Source organism: Pseudomonas sp. P1.31 (genome assembly GCF_001269815.1).
Classification (GTDB): domain Bacteria; phylum Pseudomonadota; class Gammaproteobacteria; order Pseudomonadales; family Pseudomonadaceae; genus Aquipseudomonas; species Aquipseudomonas rustica.
Genome location: NZ_LHVN01000037.1, coordinates 56,568 through 78,359, shown reverse-complemented (window position 1 = coordinate 78,359; position 21,792 = coordinate 56,568). Strand labels below are relative to the sequence as shown.

Genomic DNA, 21,792 nt, shown 5'->3' with positions numbered 1-21,792 from the left:
GTGCATCATGGCAATCGTTAAATGCAAACCGACTTCCCCTGGCCGCCGTTTTGTGGTCAAGGTGGTCAACCAGGAGCTGCATAAAGGCGCTCCTCACGCACCGCTGCTCGAGAAAAAATCGAAGACTGGTGGTCGTAACAACAATGGCCGTATTACCACGCGTCACATCGGTGGTGGTCATAAGCAGCATTATCGTATGGTCGATTTCCGTCGCAACGACAAAGATGGCATCGTCGCCACTGTCGAGCGTATCGAATACGATCCAAACCGTACTGCTCACATCGCACTGCTCTGCTACGCAGACGGCGAGCGTCGCTACATCATCGCCCCTAAAGGCGTGAGTGCTGGCGACCAGCTGATCGCAGGCGCTCTGGCTCCAATCAAGCCAGGTAACGCTCTGCAACTGCGCAACATTCCAGTGGGTTCTACTGTACACGGCATCGAACTGAAGCCAGGTAAAGGCGCACAGATCGCTCGTTCCGCTGGTGCTTCGGCTCAGCTGATCGCTCGTGAAGGTGTGTACGTGACCCTGCGTCTGCGTTCCGGTGAAATGCGTAAAGTCCTGGCTGAATGCCGTGCGACCCTGGGCGAAGTCTCGAACTCCGAGCACAGCCTGCGTTCGCTGGGTAAAGCTGGTGCCAAACGCTGGCGTGGCGTTCGCCCAACCGTTCGTGGTGTTGCCATGAACCCGGTTGACCACCCACATGGTGGTGGTGAAGGTCGTACCTCTGGTGGTCGTCATCCGGTATCGCCATGGGGCTTCCCGACTAAGGGCGCGAAGACTCGTGGTAATAAGCGTACCGACAAAATGATCGTCCGTCGTCGCAAGTAAATAGAGGGATACGACAGTGCCACGTTCTCTGAAAAAAGGTCCTTTTATTGATCTTCACCTACTGAAGAAGATCGAAGTGGCGGCGGAAAAGAACGATCGCAAACCAATTAAGACTTGGTCGCGTCGTTCGATGATCCTGCCACAGATGGTCGGTTTGACCATCGCCGTACATAACGGTCGTCAGCACGTCCCAGTTCTCGTGAACGAAGACATGGTCGGCCATAAACTGGGCGAGTTCGCCGGTACCCGCACTTATCGTGGGCACGTGGCTGACAAGAAAGCCAAGCGTTAAGGGGTTAGGAAATGGAAGTAGCCGCTAAGTTGTCGGGCGCTCGAATCTCCGCCCAGAAAGCCCGCTTGGTCGCCGACCAGATCCGCGGGAAGAAGGTGGGCGAAGCGCTCAACTTGTTGGCTTTCAGCAGTAAGAAAGCCGCCGAGATCATGAAGAAAGTGCTGGAGTCGGCCGTAGCCAACGCCGAGCATAACGAAGGCGCAGACGTTGATGACCTGAAGGTCAGCACCGTTTTCGTCAACGAAGGGCGTTCGCTGAAGCGCATCATGCCACGTGCCAAAGGCCGTGCTGATCGCATCGTCAAGCGGTCTTGCCATATCACTGTCAAGGTTGCTGACAAGTAACGGAGTCGAAGAGATGGGTCAGAAAGTACATCCCATTGGCATTCGCCTGGGAATCGTCAAGGAGCACACCTCCGTCTGGTACGCAGACGGTCGGACTTATGCGGACTACTTGTTCGCAGATCTGAAAGTGCGTGAGTATCTCCAAGACAAACTAAAAAGCGCGTCCGTAAGCCGTATCGATATCCATCGTCCGGCCCAAACTGCACGTATCACCATCCACACCGCTCGTCCAGGTATCGTTATCGGGAAGAAAGGTGAAGATGTTGAGAAACTGCGTCAGGACCTGACCAAGCAAATGGGTGTGCCTGTGCACATCAATATCGAAGAGATCCGCAAGCCGGAACTCGACGGTATGCTGGTTGCGCAGAGCGTAGCTCAGCAGCTGGAGCGTCGTGTAATGTTCCGTCGCGCTATGAAGCGCGCAGTACAGAACGCCATGCGCATTGGTGCCAAAGGCATCAAAATCCAAGTGAGCGGTCGTCTCGGCGGTGCTGAAATCGCACGTACTGAATGGTATCGCGAAGGTCGTGTGCCATTGCACACCCTGCGTGCCGACATCGACTATGCCAACTACGAAGCTCACACCACTTATGGTGTGATCGGTGTAAAGGTTTGGATCTTCAAAGGCGAAGTAATTGGTGGTCGCCAAGAAGAGCTGAAACCACAAGCACCAGCGCCTCGTAAAAAAGCTGCTAAGTAAGGGGTACGCCAAATGTTGCAACCTAAGCGTACGAAGTTCCGCAAGCAGATGACAGGCCACAACCGTGGTCTGGCTCAGCGCGGTAGCAAAGTCAGCTTCGGCGAGTTCGCGCTGAAGTCTGTAGCTCGTGGTCGTCTCACCGCTCGTCAGATCGAGTCAGCGCGTCGTGCACTGACCCGTCACGTTAAACGTGGCGGCAAGATCTGGATCCGTGTATTCCCGGACAAGCCTATTTCCAAAAAGCCCCTTGAAGTTCGTATGGGTAAAGGTAAGGGTAGTGTGGAGTACTGGGTTGCCCAGATTCAGCCAGGCAAAGTCCTGTATGAAATCGAGGGTGTTTCTGAAGAGCTGGCGCGTGAGGCTTTTGCCCTGGCTGCTGCAAAGCTGCCGCTCGCCACCGCCTTTGTTAAACGGACGGTGATGTGATGAAAGCGAATGAACTTCGTGAAAAATCCGCACAGCAGCTGAATGAGCAACTGCTCGGCTTGCTGCGCGACCAGTTCAATCTGCGTATGCAGAAAGCAACTGGCCAGTTGGGGCAGTCGCATCTGCTCTCGCAAGTTAAGCGTGACATCGCTCGCGTGAAGACTGTGCTCAACCAGCAGGCAGGTAAGTAATCATGGCTGAAGCCGAAAAAACTGTCCGTACGCTGACTGGCCGTGTTGTCAGCGACAAGATGGACAAAACCATCACCGTACTGATCGAGCGTCGCGTTAAGCACCCGATCTACGGTAAATACGTTAAGCGTTCGACTAAGCTGCACGCGCACGACGAAACCAATCAGTGCCACATCGGCGACAAAGTCACTATTCGTGAAACTCGTCCTTTGGCCAAGACCAAGTCTTGGGCGCTGGTTGATGTTCTCGAACGCGCTGTGGAAGTCTAAGGACTAGGGGTCGGAGAAATTATATGATTCAGACTCAATCCATGCTCGATGTGGCCGATAACAGCGGCGCTCGCCGTGTTATGTGCATCAAGGTGCTGGGTGGCTCCCATCGTCGTTACGCTGGTATCGGTGACATCATCAAAGTTACCGTGAAGGAAGCAATTCCTCGCGGTAAAGTGAAAAAAGGCCAAGTGATGACTGCTGTTGTAGTCCGCACTCGTCACGGCGTACGTCGTGCTGATGGCTCCATTATCCGCTTTGATGGCAACGCTGCTGTTCTTCTGAACAACAAGCAAGAGCCGATCGGCACCCGTATCTTTGGGCCAGTGACCCGTGAACTTCGTACTGAGAAGTTCATGAAGATCGTCTCGCTCGCCCCAGAAGTGCTGTAAGGAGATCCGACATGCAAAAGATTCGTCGTGACGACGAGATCATCGTGATCGCCGGCAAAGACAAAGGTAAGCGCGGTAAGGTGCTTAAGGTTCTCGCTAATAACCGTCTGGTTATCAGCGGTTTGAACCTGGTTAAGCGTCATACCAAGCCTAACCCGATGTCGGGCGTGCAAGGCGGTATCGTCGAAAAAGAAGCTCCACTGGATGCTTCTAACGTCGCCATTTTCAACGGCGAAACCAACAAGGCTGACCGCGTTGGTTTCAAAGTAGAAGACGGCAAGAAAATTCGTGTCTTCAAGTCGACCCAAAAAGCGGTTGATGCTTGAACACTGCTAGGTAGAAGACCATGGCACGACTAAAAGAGATTTACTGGAAGGAAATCGCACCGAAGCTTAAGGAAGAACTTAAGCTTTCGAACGTGATGGAAGTTCCACGCGTTACAAAGATCACCCTGAACATGGGTCTGGGCGAAGCTGTTGGTGACAAGAAAGTCATCGAGCATGCTGTTGCTGACCTGGAAAAGATCACCGGCCAAAAAGTCGTTGTGACCTACGCTCGTAAATCCATCGCTGGCTTTAAAGTCCGTGAAGGATGGCCGATCGGCGTCAAAGTGACTCTGCGCCGTGAGCGTATGTACGAGTTCCTGGATCGTCTGCTGTCGATCTCCCTGCCTCGGGTTCGCGACTTCCGCGGCCTGAATGCCAAGTCCTTCGATGGTCGTGGTAACTACAGCATGGGCGTGAAAGAGCAGATCATTTTCCCGGAAATCGACTACGACAAGATCGATGCTCTCCGCGGTCTGGACATTACCCTGACCACCACTGCCAAGAACGATGATGAAGGCCGCGCTCTGCTGCGTGCTTTCAAATTCCCGTTCCGCAACTGATTGGAGTAGGAAAATGGCCAAGAAGAGCATGAAAAACCGTGAGCTGAAGCGTCAGCTCACTGTTGCCAAGTACGCCACCAAGCGTGCAGCGCTGAAAGCTATCATCGTTGATCTGAACGCAAGTCCAGAAGCACGTTGGGAAGCTACCGTAGCTCTGCAGAAGCAACCACGTGACGCAAGCGCTTCGCGCATGCGTAACCGTTGCCGCCTGACTGGTCGTCCGCACGGCGTTTACCGCAAGTTCGGCCTTGGCCGTAACAAGCTGCGTGAAGCTGCAATGCGTGGTGACGTACCAGGTCTGGTTAAAGCCAGCTGGTAATTGCTGTCAAAGTCTCGATGTTCAGGTTCGCAAGAACCTGACCATCGGTGGCCTTGAATCTGAATCAAGCCCCTCTTGGGGCTTGATTCATTTCTGGGGTGTGTCTAGAATGACCGGCTCGCCTGAGCCCGTGTTTTTCATGCCCGGAAGTTCTCGGCGACAAGTAGTAGCCGCAAGGCTAATTTTTCTGTATTAGGAGCGTCTAGCCCATGAGTATGCAGGACCCGTTAGCGGACATGCTAACTCGAATCCGTAATGCCCAGATGGCTGAAAAGTCTGTCGTAAGCATGCCGTCTTCCACGTTGAAGGTGGCTGTAGCAAAAGTCCTGAAGGACGAAGGTTACATCGCGGATTTTCAGATCACCACCGACGCTAAGCCGTCGTTGTCCATCGAGCTGAAGTACTTCGAAGGCCGTCCGGTTATCGAAGAAGTGAAGCGCGTTAGTCGTCCAGGCCTGCGTCAGTACAAGTCCGTTGAAGATCTGCCGAAAGTTCGTGGCGGTCTTGGCGTGTCTATCGTCTCCACCAACAAAGGTGTGATGACGGATCGTGCTGCGCGCGCTGCCGGTGTCGGCGGCGAAGTTCTTTGCACTGTGTTCTAAGGGGGGATAAGCATGTCTCGCGTCGCTAAGAACCCCGTTAAGCTGCCAGCCGGTGTCGAAGTAAAATTCGCAGGCCAACAGCTTTCGGTGAAGGGTGCCAAGGGCACTCTCGAACTGAACATCCATTCGTCCGTTGAGATTGTTGAAGAAGCTGGTGAGCTGCGTTTTGCTGCTCGCAATGGCGATCAACAAACTCGCGCAATGGCCGGTACCACGCGTGCGTTGGTAAACAACATGGTCCAAGGCGTAAGCCAAGGCTTCGAGCGTAAGCTCCAGCTGGTCGGTGTTGGTTACAAAGCGCAAGCAAAAGGCACGGTTCTGAACCTTGCCCTTGGCTTCTCGCACCCAGTGGATTACGAACTGCCGGAAGGCATCACCGCTGAGACTCCTAGCCAGACCGATATCCTGATCAAGGGCATCGATAAGCAGCTGGTAGGTCAAGTGGCCGCTGAGATCCGCGACTTCCGTCCACCAGAGCCGTACAAAGGCAAAGGTGTGCGCTACGCGGACGAAGTCGTCCGTCGTAAAGAAGCCAAGAAGAAGTAGGGCATAGCAAATGACCGACAAAAAAGTTACTCGACTGCGTCGCGCTCGCAAAGCACGCCTGAAAATGCACGAACTAGAAGTCGTGCGTCTCTGCGTGTTCCGCTCGTCGCAGCACATCTACGCCCAGGTCATCTCGGCCGACGGCAACAAAGTCCTGGCATCTGCCTCGACTTTGGATAAAGAACTGCGTGATGGCGCCACTGGCAACATCGACGCGGCCACAAAGGTTGGCCAGCTGGTCGCTACGCGTGCTAAGGCCGCTGGCGTCTCGCAAGTGGCTTTCGACCGCTCTGGCTTCAAGTACCACGGCCGCGTTAAAGCGCTGGCTGATGCTGCTCGTGAAGCTGGGCTGGAGTTCTAAGTTATGTCAAATAACGACCAAAAGCGCGACGAAGGCTACATTGAGAAGCTGGTTCAAGTTAACCGCGTAGCCAAAACCGTTAAAGGCGGCCGTATCTTCACTTTCACCGCGTTGACCGTGGTTGGTGATGGTAAAGGGCGTGTTGGCTTCGGCCGTGGCAAGTCACGTGAAGTGCCTGCTGCGATCCAGAAGGCAATGGAAGCTGCTCGCCGCAACATGATCCAAGTTGACCTGAACGGCACCACTCTGCAGTACGCAATGAAGTCCGGTCACGGCGCTTCGAAGGTGTACATGCAGCCTGCTTCTGAAGGTACCGGTATCATCGCTGGCGGCGCTATGCGTGCTGTCCTCGAAGTTGCTGGCGTTCAGAACGTTCTGGCCAAGTGCTACGGCTCGACTAACCCGGTAAACGTGGTTCACGCCACTTTCAAAGGTTTGAAAGCTATGCAATCTCCTGAATCCATTGCCGCCAAGCGTGGCAAAAGCGTCAAGGAGATCTTCTGATCATGGCTACCGTTAAAGTAACGCTGATCAAAAGCATGACCGGCCGCATCCCTAACCACAAACTGTGCGTTAAGGGTCTGGGTCTGCGTCGCATCGGTCACACTGTAGAAGTCCAGGATACTCCCGAGAATCGCGGGATGATCAACAAGGCTTACTACATGCTGCGTGTCGAGGGTTAATCGATGAAACTCAATGATCTGAGTCCAGCGCCGGGTTCCCGTCGCGAAAAGCATCGTCCGGGCCGTGGTATCGGTAGCGGTTTGGGTAAGACTGGTGGCCGTGGCCACAAAGGTCAAACCTCCCGCTCCGGTGGCACTATTGCTCCAGGCTTTGAAGGCGGTCAACAGCCGCTGCATCGTCGTCTGCCGAAGTTCGGTTTCGTTTCCCTGAAGGCCATGGATCGCGCAGAAGTGCGTTTGTCCGAGCTGGCTAAAGTGGAAGGCGACATCGTTACCGTGCAGTCCCTGAAAGATGCCAACGTGATCAACGTCAACGTACAGCGTGTGAAAATCATGCTGTCCGGTGAAGTGACTCGCGCTGTCACTATCGGCAAGGGAATCGGCGCCACCAAAGGTGCGCGTTCGGCTATCGAAGCAGCTGGCGGCAAGTTCGAGGAATAAATGGCTAAGCAAGGTGCTCTCTCTGCGCTCGGCAAAGGCGGTATGTCTGAACTCTGGGCTCGTCTGCGTTTTCTGTTCCTGGCGATTATCGTCTACCGAATAGGCGCACACATCCCGGTTCCAGGTATTAACCCGGACCGACTCGCAGACCTGTTTCGACAGAATGAGGGGACCATTCTTAGCTTGTTCAACATGTTCTCCGGCGGCGCGCTGGAACGGATGAGCATCTTTGCACTGGGGATCATGCCGTACATTTCGGCATCGATCATCATGCAACTGATGACCGCCGTCAGCCCGCAGCTGGAGCAGTTGAAGAAGGAAGGTGAAGCTGGCCGTCGCAAGATCAGCCAGTACACCCGCTACGGCACCGTCGTCCTCGCTCTTGTTCAGGCTATTGGCATGTCCATAGGTCTGGCGGGGCAGGGCGTTGCGTTCACTGGTGACTTTGGCTTCCATTTCGTCGCGGTATCCACGTTTGTGGCTGGTGCGATGTTCATGATGTGGCTGGGTGAGCAGATTACTGAGCGCGGTGTAGGTAACGGTATCTCGATGTTGATTTTTTCGGGTATCGTCGCCGGTCTTCCGAGAGCAATCGGGCAGTCTTTCGAGTCTGCACGTCAGGGTGATATCAACATCTTCGCCCTGGTTGCCATCGGTTTGCTGGCAGTAGCGATTATCGGTTTCGTGGTGTTCATTGAGCGTGGTCAGCGTCGTATTGCTGTTCACTACGCCAAGCGTCAGCAGGGCCGCAAGGTTTTTGCTGCGCAGACAAGCCACTTGCCGCTGAAAGTGAACATGGCTGGTGTTATTCCAGCTATTTTCGCGAGCAGCATTTTGCTGTTCCCGGCTTCGTTGGGTGCCTGGTTTGGTCAGTCTGAAGGTATGGGCTGGTTGCAGGACATCTCGCAGTCGATCGCTCCTGGTCAGCCGTTGAATATTCTGCTGTTTAGTGCAGGGATTATTTTCTTCTGCTTCTTCTATACGGCGTTGATGTTCAATCCGAAAGACGTAGCGGAAAACCTGAAGAAGTCCGGTGCCTTTATTCCGGGCATCCGTCCAGGTGAGCAGTCTGCGCGCTACATTGATGGCGTTCTGACTCGCTTGACCATGTTCGGTGCTCTTTACATGACGGCCGTGTGCCTGCTTCCCCAGTTCCTGGTGGTCGCAGCAAACGTACCGTTCTACCTTGGCGGGACCTCGTTGCTGATCGTGGTCGTGGTTGTGATGGACTTCATGTCCCAAGTACAATCGCACCTCGTTTCGCACCAGTACGAATCCCTGATGAAGAAAGCCAACCTGAAGGGCTACGGCAGCGGCATGTTGCGCTGAGTACCCCATAAGGTTCGAGGAGTTGGTGATGAAAGTTCGTGCATCGGTGAAAAAGCTGTGCCGTAACTGCAAGATTATTCGCCGCGAAGGTGTTGTTCGAGTAATTTGCAGCGCGGAACCGCGTCACAAACAGCGCCAAGGCTGAGTGTGATCCGCTTGAAGCCCGGCAGCTAGTGCGCTGCCGGGTTGATTATTTGTTATTACAGCGATATTATCTCGCGCCCTATTTCTTGGCTTCCGGGGCGTAGGTAGCTGTCAATTGGAGTCCCACTGAATGGCCCGTATTGCAGGCGTTAACATTCCAGATAACAAGCACACTGTTATCTCGCTGACCTACATCTATGGTGTTGGTCGCACTACTGCGCAGAAAATTTGCGCAGTGACTGGGGTAAACCCAGCCGCAAAGATCAAAGATCTGAGCGATGAGCAGATTGAGCAATTGCGTGGCGAAGTGGCGAAGTTCACCACTGAAGGTGACCTGCGTCGCGAAATCAACATGAAAATCAAGCGTTTGATGGACCTCGGTTGCTACCGTGGTCTGCGTCATCGTCGTGGTCTTCCAGTACGCGGTCAGCGTACCAAGACTAACGCGCGTACCCGTAAAGGTCCGCGTAAGCCGATCCGCAAGTAATCGCCCACGCGAATCGACAGGAAATTAATCATGGCAAAACCTGCTGCTCGTCCTCGTAAAAAAGTTAAAAAGACAGTGGTTGATGGCATCGCCCACATCCATGCTTCTTTTAACAACACAATCGTGACCATCACCGACCGTCAAGGTAACGCGCTTTCTTGGGCTACCTCCGGTGGTTCGGGTTTCCGCGGTTCCCGCAAGTCCACCCCGTTTGCTGCTCAAGTAGCTGCTGAACGTGCTGGTCAAGCTGCGCTGGAATATGGCCTGAAAAACCTCGACGTTAACGTCAAAGGTCCAGGTCCAGGTCGTGAGTCTGCTGTCCGTGCATTGAACGGCTGTGGCTATAAGATCGCCAGCATCACCGACGTGACGCCAATCCCGCACAACGGGTGCCGTCCGCCGAAGAAGCGCCGCGTGTAATCCAGGAGATTGTAAAGAATGGCTCGTTACATTGGTCCAAAATGCAAACTCGCTCGTCGCGAAGGCACCGATCTCTTCCTGAAGAGCGGCGTGCGCGCGATCGAATCGAAGTGCAACATTGAAGCAGCACCTGGTATCCACGGCCAACGCCGCGGTCGCCAGTCCGATTACGGCACCCAACTGCGTGAAAAGCAGAAGGTCCGTCGTATCTACGGCGTTCTCGAGCGTCAATTCAGCGGCTACTACAAAGAAGCTGCTGGCAAGAAAGGTGCAACCGGTGAAAACCTGCTGCAACTGCTCGAATGCCGTCTGGACAACGTTGTATACCGTATGGGCTTTGGTTCGACTCGTGCCGAATCCCGTCAGCTGGTATCGCACAAGTCGATCAGCGTTAACGGTCAGACCGTAAACGTTCCGTCGTATCAGGTTCGTGCTGGTGACGTGGTTGCAGTTCGCGAAAAAGCAAAAAACCAACTTCGCATTGTCCAAGCTCTCGATCTGTGTGCCCAACGTGGCCGCGTAGAATGGGTAGAAGTAGACACTGAGAAGAAGTCGGGCGTTTTCAAGAACGTTCCTGCTCGCAGTGATCTGTCCGCCGACATCAACGAAAGCCTGATTGTCGAGCTCTACTCCAAGTAAGGGCTAGAAAATAGGTGCATCCATGCAGATTTCGGTAAATGAGTTCCTGACACCCCGCCATATTGATGTGCAGGTTGTCAGTCCAACCCGCGCCAAGATCACTCTCGAGCCTCTCGAGCGTGGTTTTGGCCACACCCTGGGCAACGCGCTGCGACGCATCCTGTTGTCCTCAATGCCCGGCTGCGCAGTAGTCGAGGCCGAGATTGACGGTGTACTCCACGAGTACAGCGCCATCGAAGGTGTACAGGAAGACGTAATTGAAATCCTGTTGAACCTTAAAGGTCTGGCTATCAAGCTGCACGGTCGTGACGAAGTTACGCTGACCTTGTCGAAGAAGGGTTCGGGGGTGGTTACCGCTGCCGATATTCAGCTGGATCATGATGTCGAGATCGTTAATCCCGATCACGTAATCGCTAACCTGGCGTCTAACGGCGCCCTGAACATGAAGCTCACCGTAGCTCGTGGTCGTGGTTATGAACCAGCAGACTCGCGTCAGAGCGATGAAGACGAAAGCCGCAGCATCGGTCGCTTGCAGCTTGACTCTTCGTTCAGCCCGGTTCGCCGTATCGCATACGTGGTGGAAAACGCCCGTGTCGAGCAGCGTACTAACCTGGACAAGCTGGTTATTGATCTGGAAACCAACGGTACTCTGGATCCTGAAGAGGCTATTCGCCGCGCTGCAACCATCCTGCAACAGCAGTTGGCTGCGTTCGTCGACCTCAAAGGTGACAGTGAGCCAGTGGTTGTCGAGCAGGAAGACGAGATCGATCCGATCCTGCTTCGCCCGGTTGACGATCTGGAACTGACTGTACGTTCGGCTAACTGCCTTAAGGCGGAAAACATCTACTACATCGGCGACCTGATTCAGCGTACCGAAGTAGAGCTGTTGAAGACTCCGAACCTGGGCAAGAAATCCTTGACTGAAATCAAGGACGTTCTGGCCTCCCGCGGTCTGTCCCTCGGCATGCGCCTCGACAACTGGCCGCCTGCAAGTCTTAAGAAGGACGACAAGGCGACTGCCTGATCGTCGTAATCACCGAACGTAGTGTTTGGTAAGGAATGAACCATGCGTCATCGTAAAAGTGGTCGTCACCTGAGCCGCACCAGCTCGCACCGCAAGGCCATGTTCCAAAACATGGCGGTGTCGCTGTTCGAGCACGAGCTGATCAAAACTACACTGCCGAAAGCCAAAGAACTGCGTCGCGTTGCTGAGCCGCTGATCACTCTGGCCAAGACAGACAGCCTGGCTAACCGCCGTCTGGCATTCGACCGTACTCGTTCGAAAGCCATCGTTGGTAAGCTCTTCAACGACCTGGGCAAGCGTTACGCTACCCGTGAGGGTGGCTACCTGCGCATCCTCAAGTGCGGTTTCCGCACTGGCGACAACGCGCCTATGGCGTACGTCGAGTTGGTTGATCGTGCTACTGCTGGCGAAGCTGTATCCGCCGAGTAAGGCGTCAGTCTGAAACAAAGAACCGGGCCTAGTGCCCGGTTTTTTGTGTCTGCAAGAAAAATGCGCTGTTCGTACAAGCTTCTGACATAGGTCAGCTGTCACCATGGGGCGGGAATCATAATTAGTAATTATCTATCGATGTGCACGAGTTAATGAATTTGTGGCTCTCACGTCGATGATCAATACTTCCCGCCAAGCCGATTAGCCGGCAGTTCCAGGACTGACATAGGAAGAAGACCGTATGAGCCAGATCAAAACGCTTACGACCGCCAGTGGCGCACCTGTCGCTGACAACCAGAATTCTCGCTCCGCCGGCCCACGTGGCCCGCTGCTTCTCGACGATTTCCACCTGCTCGAGAAACTTGCTCACTTCAATCGTGAAAACATTCCTGAACGTCGTGTCCACGCTAAAGGCTCGGGCGCTTACGGCACGTTCACTGTCACTCGTGATATCACCGAGTACACCAGCGCCAAACTGTTTGAATCTGTAGGCAAACAAACCCCGACGTTCCTGCGTTTCTCTACCGTGGGTGGCGAACGCGGTTCTGCCGACACCGAGCGAGATCCACGTGGCTTCGCGCTGAAGTTCTATACCGAGGAAGGCAACTGGGACATTGTTGGCAACAACACCCCGGTGTTCTTCATCCGTGATCCTCTGAAATTCCCGGACTTCATTCACACGCAAAAGCGTCTGCCACAAAGCAATCTGAAAAGCGCGCAGATGATGTGGGACTTCTGGTCGCATTCGCCTGAGGCGCTGCACCAGGTGACCATTCTGTTCTCCGATCGCGGCATTCCTGACGGCTACCGTCACATGCACGGCTTTGGCAGTCACACGTACAGCCTCATCAGCGCGCAAGGCGAGCGTCACTGGGTGAAGTGGCACTACAAGACAAAACAAGGCATCAAGAATCTGGCACCTGCGGATGCTGCCCGTATTGCCGGCACCGACCCGGATTACGCCCAGCGCGATCTGTTCGAAGCGATCGAGCGTGGTGATTTCCCGAAATGGCGCGTGTGCATTCAGATCATGACCGAGGCGCAAGCGGCGGCGCATTACGAGAACCCGTTCGACGTGACCAAAACCTGGTCGCAGAAAGAATTCCCGCTGATCGAAGTGGGCGAGCTGGAACTGAATCGCAACCCGCAGAACTACTTCGCTGAAGTTGAACAAGCCGCGTTCGGCCCAAGCAATATGGTGCCAGGCGTCGGTCTGTCGCCGGATCGTATGCTGCAAGGTCGCGTCTTCGCTTACGCCGATGCGCATCGCTACCGCGTAGGCACCAATCACCAGCAACTGCCGGTGAACGCGCCACGCAGCCCGGTGAATACTTACCAGCGCGACGGTTCGATGGCGTTCGGCAGCAATGGCGGCGCAGCACCGAATTACGAGCCGAACAGCTACATCGAATCGCCAAAACAAGCTCCGCATTACGCTGAGCCTGCGCTGGCCCTGAGCGGCTCGGCTGATCGTTACGATCACCGCGAAGACACCGATTACTACAGCCACGCCGGTGCGCTGTTCCGGTTGATGAGCGACGATCAAAGAGCACTGCTGGTCAGCAACATCGCCGGTGCACTGAGTGGTGTTTCTAGTGATGTCGTTGATCGCCAGTTGCAGCATTTCTACAAAGCCGATCCGGCGTATGGAGAAGCAATCGCAAAGCTGCTCAACGTACAGCGTAACGAAGTCTAAACGAGAAGCAGAACCGCCCTCATTTGGGCGGTTTTTGCGTTATTTAGGCTGCTTTTCTCAGAATATCTTCGCTTTTATTGCGCTAAGCGGGTGACCTTCCGGTCATGTTGGTTCAAACTACAGCCTTTCAAGTAGGGAGATGTAGGGCGATGCAAGGCCACCCAGACGTAATCGATTACCTCAACACGTTGCTGACCGGCGAACTGGCCGCGCGTGATCAATATTTCGTTCATTCGCGGATGTATGAGGACTGGGGGTTCACCAAGCTCTACGAGCGAATCAACCACGAAATGGAAGAAGAAGCGGGTCACGCTGATGCGTTGATGCGCCGAATTCTGATGCTCGAAGGCACACCGCGCATGCGTCCGGATGATCTGGATGTCGGCAGTACTGTGCCGGAGATGCTCGAAGCGGATCTGCGCCTTGAGTACAAAGTTCGTGCAGCGCTGTGCAAAGGCATCGAGCTGTGCGAGCAGCACAAAGACTACGTCAGCCGCGAGATCCTGCGTGTGCAGTTGAACGACACCGAAGAAGATCACACCTACTGGCTGGAAAAGCAGTTGGGCCTGATCAAACTGATCGGTCTCGAGAACTACCTGCAATCGCACACCTCCTGATCGCAGTAGGTACAAAAAAGCCCTTGTCACTGTTGAAGTGACAGGGGCTTTTTCATGCCCGGCGTTTAAGCCCGATCGCGGATCAGCAACGGTTTGAGGTAATGGCCAGTGTGAGACTGTTTCATCTCGGCCACTTGCTCCGGCGTACCCACGGCGATGATCTGCCCACCCTTGGAACCACCCTCCGGCCCGAGATCGACCAGCCAGTCGGCCGTCTTGATCACGTCGAGGTTGTGTTCGATCACCACCACGGTGTTGCCGTGATCGCGCAGGCGATGCAGCACGTCGAGCAATTGCTGGATATCCGCGAAGTGCAGGCCTGTGGTCGGCTCGTCGAGGATGTACAGAGTTTTGCCGGTGTCACGCTTCGACAGCTCGCGGGACAGCTTGACGCGCTGCGCTTCACCGCCAGACAACGTGGTCGCCGACTGCCCGAGCTTGATGTACGACAGGCCGACATCCATTAACGTTTGCAGCTTGCGTGCCAGCGCTGGCACCGCATCGAAGAACACCCGCGCTTCCTCGATGGTCATTTCGAGGGTTTCGTGGATACTCTTGCCCTTGTATTTGATCTCAAGGGTTTCGCGGTTGTAGCGCTTGCTCTTGCACACGTCGCACGGCACATAGATGTCCGGCAAGAAGTGCATTTCGACCTTGATCAGACCGTCGCCCTGGCAGGCCTCGCAGCGACCGCCCTTGACGTTGAACGAGAAACGCCCCGGGCCATAACCACGGGAGCGCGACTCGGGCACGCCGGCAAACAGTTCGCGGATAGGCGTGAACAGCCCGGTGTACGTCGCCGGGTTGGAGCGCGGCGTACGACCGATCGGGCTTTGGTCGATGTCGACAACTTTATCGAGATGTTCCAGGCCTTTGATGCTGTCGTGCGCTGCAGCTTCCAGCGTCGTCGCGCCGTTCAGTGCTGTAGCGCTCAGCGGAAACAAGGTGTTGTTGATCAGCGTCGATTTACCGGAGCCGGACACGCCAGTCACGCAGGTCAGCAGGCCGATCGGGATTTCCAGATCGACATTGCGCAGGTTGTTACCGCGCGCGCCCTTGAGCGACAGAGTCAGCTTCTTGTTGCGTGGCGTACGTTTGGCCGGCACTTCAATCTTCACCCGGCCCGACAGGTATTTACCGGTCAGGGAATCCGGGTGCGCCATGACTTCGGCCGGCGTACCTTCGGCAACAATCTGCCCGCCGTGCACACCGGCGCCCGGGCCAATATCCACGACATAGTCGGCCAGACGAATCGCATCTTCGTCGTGCTCAACCACGATCACCGTGTTGCCGATGTCCCGCAGATGTTTGAGCGTGCCGAGCAGGCGGTCGTTGTCGCGTTGGTGCAAACCAATCGACGGTTCATCGAGGATGTACAAAACACCGACGAGGCCGGCACCGATCTGGCTGGCCAGACGGATACGCTGTGCTTCGCCGCCGGACAGGGTGTCCGCGCTGCGATCCAGCGACAGATAGTCCAGACCGACGTTAACGAGGAACTGCAGACGCTCGCGGATTTCCTTGAGAATCTTGTCAGCGATCTCGCCGCGACGCCCGGTCATCTTCAGTTCGCCGAAGTACACGCAGGCATCGCCGATCGGCAGATTGGTCACCGCTGGCAGTGTCTTCTCGCCGACCCACACATGGCGTGCTTCACGCCGTAGACGCGTGCCACGGCAATCCGGGCAGGACTGGGTGCTGAGGAACTTGGCCAGCTCTTCGCGCACGCTCGCCGATTCGGTTTCGCGGTAGCGACGCTCCAGATTCGGCACGATGCCTTCAAATGGATGCGAACGTTTGACGATGTCGCCACGGTCGTTCAGATACTTGAAATCGACGTTCTGCGAGCCGCTGCCGTGGAGGATTTGTTTCTGCTGCTCGGCGGTCAGTTCGTTGAACGGTTTTTCCAGGCTGAACTTATAGTGCGAAGCCAGTGAGCCGAGCATCTGGAAGTAATAGACGTTACGCCTGTCCCAGCCGCGTATCGCGCCTTCGGCCAGGGTCAGCTCGCCGTTGACCAGTCGCTTGATGTCGAAGAACTGCTTCACCCCCAGACCATCGCACGTCGGGCAGGCGCCGGCCGGGTTGTTGAAGGAGAACAGCTTCGGTTCCAGCTCGCTGATCGCGTGTCCGCAGATCGGGCAGGCGAAGCGCGCGGAGAAGATCATCTCTTCGCCTGGCTCGTCGTCCATCGGCGCTACGAGTGCGATGCCGTCGGCCAGTTTCAGCGCGGTTTCGAAGGACTCGGCCAGACGCTGTTGCAGATCGGCGCGCACTTTGAAGCGGTCGACGATCACATCAATCGAATGCTTCTTCTGTTTATCCAGTTTCGGCAGCTCGTCGAGCTCGCAAATGCGCCCGTTGACGCGCGCGCGGACGAAACCTTGCGCACGCAGCTCTTCGAAAACTGAAAGGTGTTCGCCTTTGCGCTCGCGGATCACCGGCGCCAGCAGCATCAGTTTGCTGCCTTCGGGCTGCGCCAGCACCAGGTCGACCATCTGGCTGACGGTCTGCGCTTCCAGCGGAATATCGTGATCCGGGCAGCGCGGCGTACCCACGCGTGCATAGAGCAGACGCAGGTAGTCGTAGATTTCGGTGATGGTGCCGACCGTGGATCGCGGGTTATGCGAGGTCGATTTCTGTTCGATGGAAATCGCCGGCGACAGGCCTTCAATGGTGTCGACGTCGGGTTTTTCCATCATCGACAGGAACTGGCGGGCATAGGCCGACAGCGATTCGACATAGCGGCGCTGACCTTCGGCGTACAGTGTGTCGAAAGCCAGGGACGACTTGCCGGATCCGGACAGGCCGGTGATGACGATCAGTTTGTCCCGTGGCAGGGTCAGGTCGATGTTCTTCAGGTTGTGGGTACGGGCCCCACGTATCAGGATCTTGTCCAAAGTGGCCTCGCTCGGCGGGCGTCGAAAGCGTAAGAGTATACGGGCAAATACTGGATGGATGCACACTATCAAGCGTAGCGTTGTTTGCCCTGAATGAAGAGTGTTTCATCTGTACGCGTCAAAGCGTCGCGATCTACCCCGTCTTTCGATGGGACTGGTAGAATCGCCGCCGGTTCACACGAGGTTTATCCATGCACGATCCCCACAGCGAACGCATGAGTGGCAGCGAGACCCGCGCAGCGAGCGGTCTGGCCCTGGTGTTCGCCTTCCGTATGCTTGGCATGTTCATGGTGTTGCCGGTACTGGCAACCTACGGCATGGATTTGGCGGGAGCGACCCCGGCCCTGATCGGGTTGGCCATCGGCGCTTACGGCCTGACCCAGGCGATTTTTCAGATCCCGTTCGGGGTCATTTCCGACCGCATTGGCCGCCGCCCGGTTATTTACCTCGGGCTGATCGTCTTCGCCCTCGGCAGCGTGCTCGCCTCTCAAGCCGATTCGATCTGGGGCGTGATCGCCGGGCGAATCCTGCAAGGCGCCGGGGCGATTTCCGCAGCGGTCATGGCGTTGCTTTCCGACCTGACTCGCGAGCAGCACCGTACCAAAGCGATGGCCATGATCGGCATGACGATTGGTCTGTCGTTCGCCGTGGCCATGGTCGTCGGGCCATTGCTGACCCGTGCGTTTGGCTTGTCCGGACTGTTTCTCGCCACCGGTGGCATGGCGCTGGTGGGCATCGTCATCGTCATGTTCATGGTGCCGAAATCGACCGGGCCGCTGACTCACCGCGAATCCGGTGTGGCGCGTCAGGCGTTGATGCCGACGCTCAAACATCCTGATCTGCTGCGCCTCGATCTGGGCATCTTTGTGTTACATGCCATGTTGATGTCGAGCTTCGTCGCGCTGCCTCTGGCACTGGTTGAAAAAGCCGGTTTGCCCAAGGAACAGCACTGGTGGGTCTACCTCACCGCGTTGCTGGTTTCGTTCTTCGCCATGATCCCGTTCATCATCTATGGCGAGAAGAAACGCAAAATGAAACGAGTTTTGCTCGGCGCCGTGACGACGCTGATGCTGACTGAGCTATTCTTCTGGCAGTTCGGTGACAGCTTGCGGGCTCTGGTGATCGGCACGGTGGTGTTTTTCACCGCGTTCAATCTGCTGGAGGCTTCATTGCCGTCGCTGATCAGCAAGGTTTCACCGGCGGGCGGGAAGGGCACGGCCATGGGCGTGTATTCCACCAGCCAGTTCCTTGGTTCGGCACTTGGCGGGATACTCGGCGGCTGGTTGTTTCAGCATGGCGGTCTGTCGGTTGTGTTCCTTGGATGTGCCGGGCTGGCTGCACTTTGGCTGGCCTTTGCTGTTACCATGCGCGAACCTCCCTACGTGACGAGCCTGCGCTTGCCGTTGTCGCCCGAGGCGATCCGCGAAGCGGGTCTGGTCGAGCGCCTCAAGGCCCTCGTAGGGGTAACCGATGCAGTGATAGTTGCTGATGAAGCGGCTGTTTACATCAAACTGGACAAAGAATTAGTGGATCGCGACACCCTCGAACGCCTGGTGAACAACCCGGCCGGGGCTGCTTGCGACGCCTAGGAGAACGTTATGGCCCGTGGGGTTAACAAAGTCATATTGGTCGGCACTTGCGGCCAGGATCCCGAAGTTCGCTACCTGCCTAACGGTAACGCCGTGACCAACTTGAGTCTGGCAACCAGCGAACAGTGGACCGACAAGCAAACCGGTCAGAAGGTCGAGAAGACCGAGTGGCACCGTGTTTCGATGTTCGGCAAAGTCGCCGAAATCGCCGGCGAATACCTGCGCAAGGGTTCGCAGGTTTACATCGAAGGCAAGCTGCAGACCCGTGAGTGGGAAAAAGACGGTATCAAGCGTTACACCACCGAAATCGTGGTCGACATGCAAGGCACCATGCAACTGCTCGGCGGCCGTCCACAACAGGGCGACCAACAAGGCGGTGGCAACAACTATCAGCAGTCCGCTCCGGCTCCACGCCAACAGGCGCCGCGTCCGCAGCAGTCGGCTCCGCAACAGCGTTCGGCCCCGGCTCCTCAGCAGGCCGCACCGCAACCGGCTCCGGATTTCGACAGCTTTGATGACGATATCCCGTTCTGATTTGCCCGCTGAATCACCTTTGATTTAGCCTCGAAGCCCCCGCATTGCGGGGGTTTTGTCGTTCTGGACGGGCCAAAGATGTCGCCTCGTTCAACTCATGACCGATGAGTCGTTTGGTCTGATCACGGAAAGTTTCGCACTGAGTCTTGAAGGCTGCCGCCAGTCGCACCATGATCCGTACCTGCGACTGGATATTCAGGCGCCTTTTTGCAAAAGCAGGATCCCGGGGAGCTGGGCTGCGTCCATCACAAAAACAAGAGAAAACGATGAGCAGTAGCAAGAACAAGGAAATCGAGTATCTGCGCGGCGTGGCCATCCTGATGACGGTGTTGGCCCATAGTTCGTTGTTGTTGCCATTCCATAGCGACTTCATGCAGAAAGTGTTCAATGTGTTTTCCCCGTGGTCAGGGGTGGACCTTTTTTTCTGTATTTCCGGTTACGTGGTCAGCAAAGCGTACCTCGATTATTTTGATAAAAATCGTGAGCAGGGCCGATTCGGCCTCGCGGCCACCTCGTTCTGGATCCGGCGGGCCTACCGCCTGCTGCCCACGGCGTGGCTGTGGGTATTGATTCCGCTGGCGTTCTCGATCTTCTTCAACCAGTCGAATGCATTCCAGTCGTGGTTCGATAATTTGCGCAGCTTCACGGCGGTCGCGACCTTCACCGGCAATCTGGCGAACCAGTACGGTGTGCTGCTGGGGCCGAACTCGGTGTACTGGAGCCTGGCGCTGGAGGAGCAGTTTTACTTTATCTTCCCGCTGTTTCTGCTGCTGATCACATCCACCCGTTGGCGAGTAATCGCCCTGCTCGCACTGATTGCCGTGCAGTTCCCGTTCAATCGTTATGCCTTCGGCGGGCCAACGGCGGCCATGCTCTTCTCGTTCCGTCTGGATGCGATGATGTGGGGCATTCTTCTGTGCCTGTTCACGCGCACCTCACTGTACAAAGACATTGAGCCAGTGGCGCTGGGCGCCAGCCTGATCAAGCGGTTCGGGTTGACGCTGTTCCTGCTGTACATGCTCGGTGCCATTGCCGGGCAACTGATCGCCATGCCCATCGCGGTGGGGCTGATCGCATTGAATGCATTGGTTCTGGTCTGGCTCTCCAGTTATCAAAAAGGCTATGTCTACTGCCCGGCGTTCTTGAGTGGAATTGCCCAATGGCTAGGCTCGCGTTCTTACGCTTTGTACGTGATACACATGTTCGCCTACCACTTGAGTACCGAAATCTGGAGTCGAGTGGCCAGCGACAGAGGTGTCGAACTGGGGCCTGAGTTCACCGTGGAAATGTTGCTCACCTCGTTTGCGATCATGTTGGTCTGCAGCGAGTTGAACTACCGTTTTGTCGAAACTCCGCTGCGTCGTCGCGGCGCGGAAATCGCACGGCGCAGAATGGCTGGTGTGAGCACGTCGGAAACCGCCAGGGACAAACTCCCGGCAGATCGTCCGGTACGCTCGACAGAGCTGTCTTGACCGAGGGCGAAAAAAAACCGTAGAGCTCACGCGCTACGGTTTTTTTATGGCTGAAAAGTGGCCTATGGCTCAGTCGAGGATCAGGTGCGGCAGGAAGCGGCTCGAGTCTTTGGTGATCAGGCTGTTGTCTTCGCGCACGCCAATACCTGCGGCTTGATCGCCAATCACCCACGAACCAATCAGCGTGTAGCTGTCGCCAAACTTCGGCAGTGGCGCAAATTCCTGCAGGATAAACGGCGCATCGGTGTAGGGCCCGTCTTCTTTGACGATCAGACCTTCAGCCGTCTGCAACTCAATGTTCGCGCCTTCACGGGAAAAGTACGGCTTGCGCACCCAACCCTTGGGCACCGCGCTGGCCGGGTTTGGATCAAGGTGCGCCGCGAGCAAGTTCGGATGACCCTTGTGCAGTTCCCACAATAAAGGGAGCGCGCCTTTGTTCGACAGAATCGCCTTCCACGCCGGTTCAAAAAACTGCGTATCGCACTCGGCAATCGCCGCGCCGAACGGTTCGTGGAAGATGAACTCCCAGGCGTGCAGCTTGAACAGGTGCGGGATCCAGCGATCCTGCAGATCGACAAAGCGGCCCTCAGAAGTCAGGCCAATGTCTTCAATGTCGATGTGCCGCGATTCGATGCCGACTTTTTCTGCGATCAGCCGCAGGTAATCGGTGGTGCCCTTGTCTTCGACCGAGTCTCTCATCGAAGAGAAATAGAACGGCCGCGTCAGCTTCAGTTCGGCAAAGGCCTGATGCAGTTTGGTGTCGATGCTGTTGAACTGGTCGGCATTCGCCGGCAGCGTTCCGCGCTCGATGCATTGCTCCAGCCAGCCCCACTGAAACGCCGCTGCCTCGTACAGGCTGGTCGGCGTGTCGTAGTTGAGCTCCAGCAGTTTCGCCGGGCCGTTGCCGCTGTAGGAAAAGTCCATGCGCCCGTACAGATGCGGATGACCTTCGCGCCAGGAGGTGCGGATCATGTCGTAGTACGGCGCAGGGATGCTCAGACGATCCAGCAACTCTTCGCTGTTGACCACGCGGTCGACCAGGTCCATGCACATCTCGTGCAGCTCGGTGGTCGGATCCTCAAGATCGTTTTCGATCTGCGCGAGCGTGAACTGGTAGTACGCGCTTTCGTCCCAGTAGGGCTCGTCGTCGATGGTGTGAAACATAAAGCCGAGGCTTTCGGCGGTCTGTTTCCAGTCGGGGCGCTCGGCGCAGAGGATTTTCTTCATC

At 56.0% G+C, this 21,792-nt stretch carries 31 protein-coding genes; 29 read left to right on the top strand and 2 right to left on the bottom strand.

Translation table 11 applies throughout. The features are described 5' to 3' along the window. Positions 1-7: 7 nt before the first annotated feature. The 26 genes from rplB to bfr all read left to right on the top strand — a co-directional run bounded on the left by rplB (position 8) and on the right by bfr (position 14,069). On the top strand, positions 8-832 hold the full coding sequence (rplB, locus tag AD669_RS24225; RefSeq protein ID WP_003228734.1) for a 50S ribosomal protein L2: 825 nt from the start codon (positions 8-10) through the stop codon (positions 830-832). 16 nt (positions 833-848) lie between these two features. After that, positions 849-1,124, top strand: a complete 276-nt coding sequence (gene rpsS, locus AD669_RS24220; RefSeq protein ID WP_003228731.1) for a 30S ribosomal protein S19 — start codon at positions 849-851, stop codon at positions 1,122-1,124. A gap of 11 nt (positions 1,125-1,135) precedes the next feature. After that, the gene (gene rplV / locus AD669_RS24215) at positions 1,136-1,468 is read left to right on the top strand and encodes a 50S ribosomal protein L22 (RefSeq protein ID WP_003103908.1); all 333 of its coding nucleotides are present in this window, start codon (positions 1,136-1,138) and stop codon (positions 1,466-1,468) included. A gap of 13 nt (positions 1,469-1,481) precedes the next feature. Further along, complete coding sequence (gene rpsC, locus AD669_RS24210) at positions 1,482-2,168, top strand: 30S ribosomal protein S3 (RefSeq protein ID WP_003176422.1); 687 nt, start codon at positions 1,482-1,484, stop codon at positions 2,166-2,168. Positions 2,169-2,180: 12 nt separating this feature from the next. Next, positions 2,181-2,594 carry a 50S ribosomal protein L16 gene (rplP, locus tag AD669_RS24205; RefSeq protein WP_007896757.1) on the top strand — a complete coding sequence of 138 codons (414 nt, stop codon included), beginning with the start codon at positions 2,181-2,183 and terminating at the stop codon, positions 2,592-2,594. After that, positions 2,594-2,785 (top strand): 50S ribosomal protein L29, encoded by a 192-nt coding sequence (gene rpmC, locus AD669_RS24200; protein ID WP_002555481.1) that lies wholly within the window; start codon positions 2,594-2,596, stop codon positions 2,783-2,785. Before rplP ends, rpmC begins: the two co-directional genes overlap by 1 nt. Positions 2,786-2,787: 2 nt before the next feature. Beyond that, positions 2,788-3,054, top strand: coding sequence for a 30S ribosomal protein S17 (rpsQ, locus tag AD669_RS24195; RefSeq protein WP_003176419.1), 267 nt, complete (start codon positions 2,788-2,790; stop codon positions 3,052-3,054). A gap of 23 nt (positions 3,055-3,077) precedes the next feature. Continuing rightward, positions 3,078-3,446 carry a 50S ribosomal protein L14 gene (gene rplN / locus AD669_RS24190; RefSeq protein ID WP_002555479.1) on the top strand — a complete coding sequence of 123 codons (369 nt, stop codon included), beginning with the start codon at positions 3,078-3,080 and terminating at the stop codon, positions 3,444-3,446. Between the two features lie 11 nt (positions 3,447-3,457). Further along, the gene (gene rplX / locus AD669_RS24185) at positions 3,458-3,772 is read left to right on the top strand and encodes a 50S ribosomal protein L24 (protein ID WP_008081905.1); all 315 of its coding nucleotides are present in this window, start codon (positions 3,458-3,460) and stop codon (positions 3,770-3,772) included. Positions 3,773-3,792: 20 nt separating this feature from the next. Continuing rightward, entirely contained in the window at positions 3,793-4,332 is a 540-nt protein-coding gene (rplE, locus tag AD669_RS24180; protein WP_003176415.1) for a 50S ribosomal protein L5, read from the top strand. 13 nt (positions 4,333-4,345) lie between these two features. After that, the gene (gene rpsN, locus AD669_RS24175; RefSeq protein WP_003228726.1) at positions 4,346-4,651 is read left to right on the top strand and encodes a 30S ribosomal protein S14; all 306 of its coding nucleotides are present in this window, start codon (positions 4,346-4,348) and stop codon (positions 4,649-4,651) included. A gap of 209 nt (positions 4,652-4,860) precedes the next feature. After that, positions 4,861-5,253, top strand: a complete 393-nt coding sequence (gene rpsH / locus AD669_RS24170) for a 30S ribosomal protein S8 (RefSeq protein ID WP_007918458.1) — start codon at positions 4,861-4,863, stop codon at positions 5,251-5,253. Between the two features lie 12 nt (positions 5,254-5,265). After that, a complete protein-coding gene (rplF, locus tag AD669_RS24165; protein WP_003176412.1) occupies positions 5,266-5,799 on the top strand; it encodes a 50S ribosomal protein L6 in 534 nt (177 codons plus the stop codon). A gap of 10 nt (positions 5,800-5,809) precedes the next feature. Continuing rightward, positions 5,810-6,160 (top strand): 50S ribosomal protein L18, encoded by a 351-nt coding sequence (gene rplR, locus AD669_RS24160; protein ID WP_003186037.1) that lies wholly within the window; start codon positions 5,810-5,812, stop codon positions 6,158-6,160. A 3-nt stretch (positions 6,161-6,163) separates the two neighbouring features. After that, positions 6,164-6,664 (top strand): 30S ribosomal protein S5, encoded by a 501-nt coding sequence (gene rpsE, locus AD669_RS24155; protein ID WP_007943782.1) that lies wholly within the window; start codon positions 6,164-6,166, stop codon positions 6,662-6,664. A gap of 2 nt (positions 6,665-6,666) precedes the next feature. Further along, positions 6,667-6,843: a 50S ribosomal protein L30 gene (gene rpmD / locus AD669_RS24150; protein ID WP_003176408.1), complete on the top strand. Its 177-nt coding sequence runs from the start codon at positions 6,667-6,669 to the stop codon at positions 6,841-6,843. A 3-nt stretch (positions 6,844-6,846) separates the two neighbouring features. Continuing rightward, complete coding sequence (gene rplO, locus AD669_RS24145) at positions 6,847-7,284, top strand: 50S ribosomal protein L15 (protein WP_042561340.1); 438 nt, start codon at positions 6,847-6,849, stop codon at positions 7,282-7,284. Beyond that, entirely contained in the window at positions 7,285-8,613 is a 1,329-nt protein-coding gene (gene secY, locus AD669_RS24140) for a preprotein translocase subunit SecY (RefSeq protein WP_003228718.1), read from the top strand. A 28-nt stretch (positions 8,614-8,641) separates the two neighbouring features. Beyond that, on the top strand, positions 8,642-8,758 hold the full coding sequence (gene rpmJ, locus AD669_RS24135; RefSeq protein WP_002555468.1) for a 50S ribosomal protein L36: 117 nt from the start codon (positions 8,642-8,644) through the stop codon (positions 8,756-8,758). 129 nt (positions 8,759-8,887) lie between these two features. Next, a complete protein-coding gene (gene rpsM / locus AD669_RS24130; protein WP_003186020.1) occupies positions 8,888-9,244 on the top strand; it encodes a 30S ribosomal protein S13 in 357 nt (118 codons plus the stop codon). 30 nt (positions 9,245-9,274) lie between these two features. Beyond that, on the top strand, positions 9,275-9,664 hold the full coding sequence (gene rpsK / locus AD669_RS24125) for a 30S ribosomal protein S11 (RefSeq protein ID WP_002555466.1): 390 nt from the start codon (positions 9,275-9,277) through the stop codon (positions 9,662-9,664). An 18-nt stretch (positions 9,665-9,682) separates the two neighbouring features. Further along, entirely contained in the window at positions 9,683-10,303 is a 621-nt protein-coding gene (rpsD, locus tag AD669_RS24120) for a 30S ribosomal protein S4 (protein ID WP_003176404.1), read from the top strand. 22 nt (positions 10,304-10,325) lie between these two features. Continuing rightward, the gene (gene rpoA, locus AD669_RS24115; protein WP_003186012.1) at positions 10,326-11,327 is read left to right on the top strand and encodes a DNA-directed RNA polymerase subunit alpha; all 1,002 of its coding nucleotides are present in this window, start codon (positions 10,326-10,328) and stop codon (positions 11,325-11,327) included. 42 nt (positions 11,328-11,369) lie between these two features. After that, complete coding sequence (gene rplQ / locus AD669_RS24110; protein ID WP_007918448.1) at positions 11,370-11,756, top strand: 50S ribosomal protein L17; 387 nt, start codon at positions 11,370-11,372, stop codon at positions 11,754-11,756. A 241-nt stretch (positions 11,757-11,997) separates the two neighbouring features. Then, on the top strand, positions 11,998-13,452 hold the full coding sequence (locus tag AD669_RS24105; protein ID WP_053124311.1) for a catalase: 1,455 nt from the start codon (positions 11,998-12,000) through the stop codon (positions 13,450-13,452). Between the two features lie 149 nt (positions 13,453-13,601). Next, on the top strand, positions 13,602-14,069 hold the full coding sequence (gene bfr / locus AD669_RS24100) for a bacterioferritin (RefSeq protein WP_053124309.1): 468 nt from the start codon (positions 13,602-13,604) through the stop codon (positions 14,067-14,069). Positions 14,070-14,134: 65 nt separating this feature from the next. Here the strand turns inward: bfr and uvrA are convergent, their stop codons facing one another. Continuing rightward, positions 14,135-16,969, bottom strand: coding sequence for an excinuclease ABC subunit UvrA (gene uvrA / locus AD669_RS24095; RefSeq protein ID WP_053124306.1), 2,835 nt, complete (start codon positions 16,967-16,969; stop codon positions 14,135-14,137). 191 nt (positions 16,970-17,160) lie between these two features. Between uvrA and AD669_RS24090 the strand changes: the two genes are divergently transcribed. From AD669_RS24090 to AD669_RS24080, 3 genes are all read left to right on the top strand, one after another. Next, a complete protein-coding gene (locus AD669_RS24090) occupies positions 17,161-18,558 on the top strand; it encodes an MFS transporter (protein ID WP_053124304.1) in 1,398 nt (465 codons plus the stop codon). Between the two features lie 9 nt (positions 18,559-18,567). Beyond that, positions 18,568-19,092 (top strand): single-stranded DNA-binding protein, encoded by a 525-nt coding sequence (locus AD669_RS24085; protein WP_008081898.1) that lies wholly within the window; start codon positions 18,568-18,570, stop codon positions 19,090-19,092. A 266-nt stretch (positions 19,093-19,358) separates the two neighbouring features. Then, on the top strand, positions 19,359-20,564 hold the full coding sequence (locus AD669_RS24080) for an acyltransferase (protein WP_082341493.1): 1,206 nt from the start codon (positions 19,359-19,361) through the stop codon (positions 20,562-20,564). 69 nt (positions 20,565-20,633) lie between these two features. Here the strand turns inward: AD669_RS24080 and AD669_RS24075 are convergent, their stop codons facing one another. Continuing rightward, positions 20,634-21,791 (bottom strand): glutathionylspermidine synthase family protein, encoded by a 1,158-nt coding sequence (locus AD669_RS24075; RefSeq protein WP_053124302.1) that lies wholly within the window; start codon positions 21,789-21,791, stop codon positions 20,634-20,636. Position 21,792: the final 1 nt, after the last annotated feature.

Bases quoted from the DNA above. Each gene is read 5' to 3' on its own strand.
- rpmJ (WP_002555468.1), top strand. From the start codon at position 8,642: ATGAAAGTTCGTGCATCGGTGAAAAAGCTGTGCCGTAACTGCAAGATT.
- rpsD (WP_003176404.1), top strand. From the start codon at position 9,683: ATGGCTCGTTACATTGGTCCAAAATGCAAACTCGCTCGTCGCGAAGGC.
- AD669_RS24085 (WP_008081898.1), top strand. From the start codon at position 18,568: ATGGCCCGTGGGGTTAACAAAGTCATATTGGTCGGCACTTGCGGCCAG.
- rpmD (WP_003176408.1), top strand. From the start codon at position 6,667: ATGGCTACCGTTAAAGTAACGCTGATCAAAAGCATGACCGGCCGCATC.
- rpsC (WP_003176422.1), top strand. From the start codon at position 1,482: ATGGGTCAGAAAGTACATCCCATTGGCATTCGCCTGGGAATCGTCAAG.
- rplF (WP_003176412.1), top strand. From the start codon at position 5,266: ATGTCTCGCGTCGCTAAGAACCCCGTTAAGCTGCCAGCCGGTGTCGAA.
- rpsK (WP_002555466.1), top strand. From the start codon at position 9,275: ATGGCAAAACCTGCTGCTCGTCCTCGTAAAAAAGTTAAAAAGACAGTG.
- rplE (WP_003176415.1), top strand. From the start codon at position 3,793: ATGGCACGACTAAAAGAGATTTACTGGAAGGAAATCGCACCGAAGCTT.
- rplB (WP_003228734.1), top strand. From the start codon at position 8: ATGGCAATCGTTAAATGCAAACCGACTTCCCCTGGCCGCCGTTTTGTG.
- rplO (WP_042561340.1), top strand. From the start codon at position 6,847: ATGAAACTCAATGATCTGAGTCCAGCGCCGGGTTCCCGTCGCGAAAAG.
- rpoA (WP_003186012.1), top strand. From the start codon at position 10,326: ATGCAGATTTCGGTAAATGAGTTCCTGACACCCCGCCATATTGATGTG.
- AD669_RS24105 (WP_053124311.1), top strand. From the start codon at position 11,998: ATGAGCCAGATCAAAACGCTTACGACCGCCAGTGGCGCACCTGTCGCT.
- rplN (WP_002555479.1), top strand. From the start codon at position 3,078: ATGATTCAGACTCAATCCATGCTCGATGTGGCCGATAACAGCGGCGCT.
- AD669_RS24090 (WP_053124304.1), top strand. From the start codon at position 17,161: ATGCACGATCCCCACAGCGAACGCATGAGTGGCAGCGAGACCCGCGCA.
- rplX (WP_008081905.1), top strand. From the start codon at position 3,458: ATGCAAAAGATTCGTCGTGACGACGAGATCATCGTGATCGCCGGCAAA.
- rpsE (WP_007943782.1), top strand. From the start codon at position 6,164: ATGTCAAATAACGACCAAAAGCGCGACGAAGGCTACATTGAGAAGCTG.
- rpsM (WP_003186020.1), top strand. From the start codon at position 8,888: ATGGCCCGTATTGCAGGCGTTAACATTCCAGATAACAAGCACACTGTT.
- secY (WP_003228718.1), top strand. From the start codon at position 7,285: ATGGCTAAGCAAGGTGCTCTCTCTGCGCTCGGCAAAGGCGGTATGTCT.
- rplQ (WP_007918448.1), top strand. From the start codon at position 11,370: ATGCGTCATCGTAAAAGTGGTCGTCACCTGAGCCGCACCAGCTCGCAC.
- rpsH (WP_007918458.1), top strand. From the start codon at position 4,861: ATGAGTATGCAGGACCCGTTAGCGGACATGCTAACTCGAATCCGTAAT.
- rpsN (WP_003228726.1), top strand. From the start codon at position 4,346: ATGGCCAAGAAGAGCATGAAAAACCGTGAGCTGAAGCGTCAGCTCACT.
- AD669_RS24080 (WP_082341493.1), top strand. From the start codon at position 19,359: ATGAGCAGTAGCAAGAACAAGGAAATCGAGTATCTGCGCGGCGTGGCC.
- rplV (WP_003103908.1), top strand. From the start codon at position 1,136: ATGGAAGTAGCCGCTAAGTTGTCGGGCGCTCGAATCTCCGCCCAGAAA.
- rplR (WP_003186037.1), top strand. From the start codon at position 5,810: ATGACCGACAAAAAAGTTACTCGACTGCGTCGCGCTCGCAAAGCACGC.
- rpmC (WP_002555481.1), top strand. From the start codon at position 2,594: ATGAAAGCGAATGAACTTCGTGAAAAATCCGCACAGCAGCTGAATGAG.
- AD669_RS24075 (WP_053124302.1), bottom strand. From the start codon at position 21,791: ATGAAGAAAATCCTCTGCGCCGAGCGCCCCGACTGGAAACAGACCGCC.
- rplP (WP_007896757.1), top strand. From the start codon at position 2,181: ATGTTGCAACCTAAGCGTACGAAGTTCCGCAAGCAGATGACAGGCCAC.
- rpsQ (WP_003176419.1), top strand. From the start codon at position 2,788: ATGGCTGAAGCCGAAAAAACTGTCCGTACGCTGACTGGCCGTGTTGTC.
- bfr (WP_053124309.1), top strand. From the start codon at position 13,602: ATGCAAGGCCACCCAGACGTAATCGATTACCTCAACACGTTGCTGACC.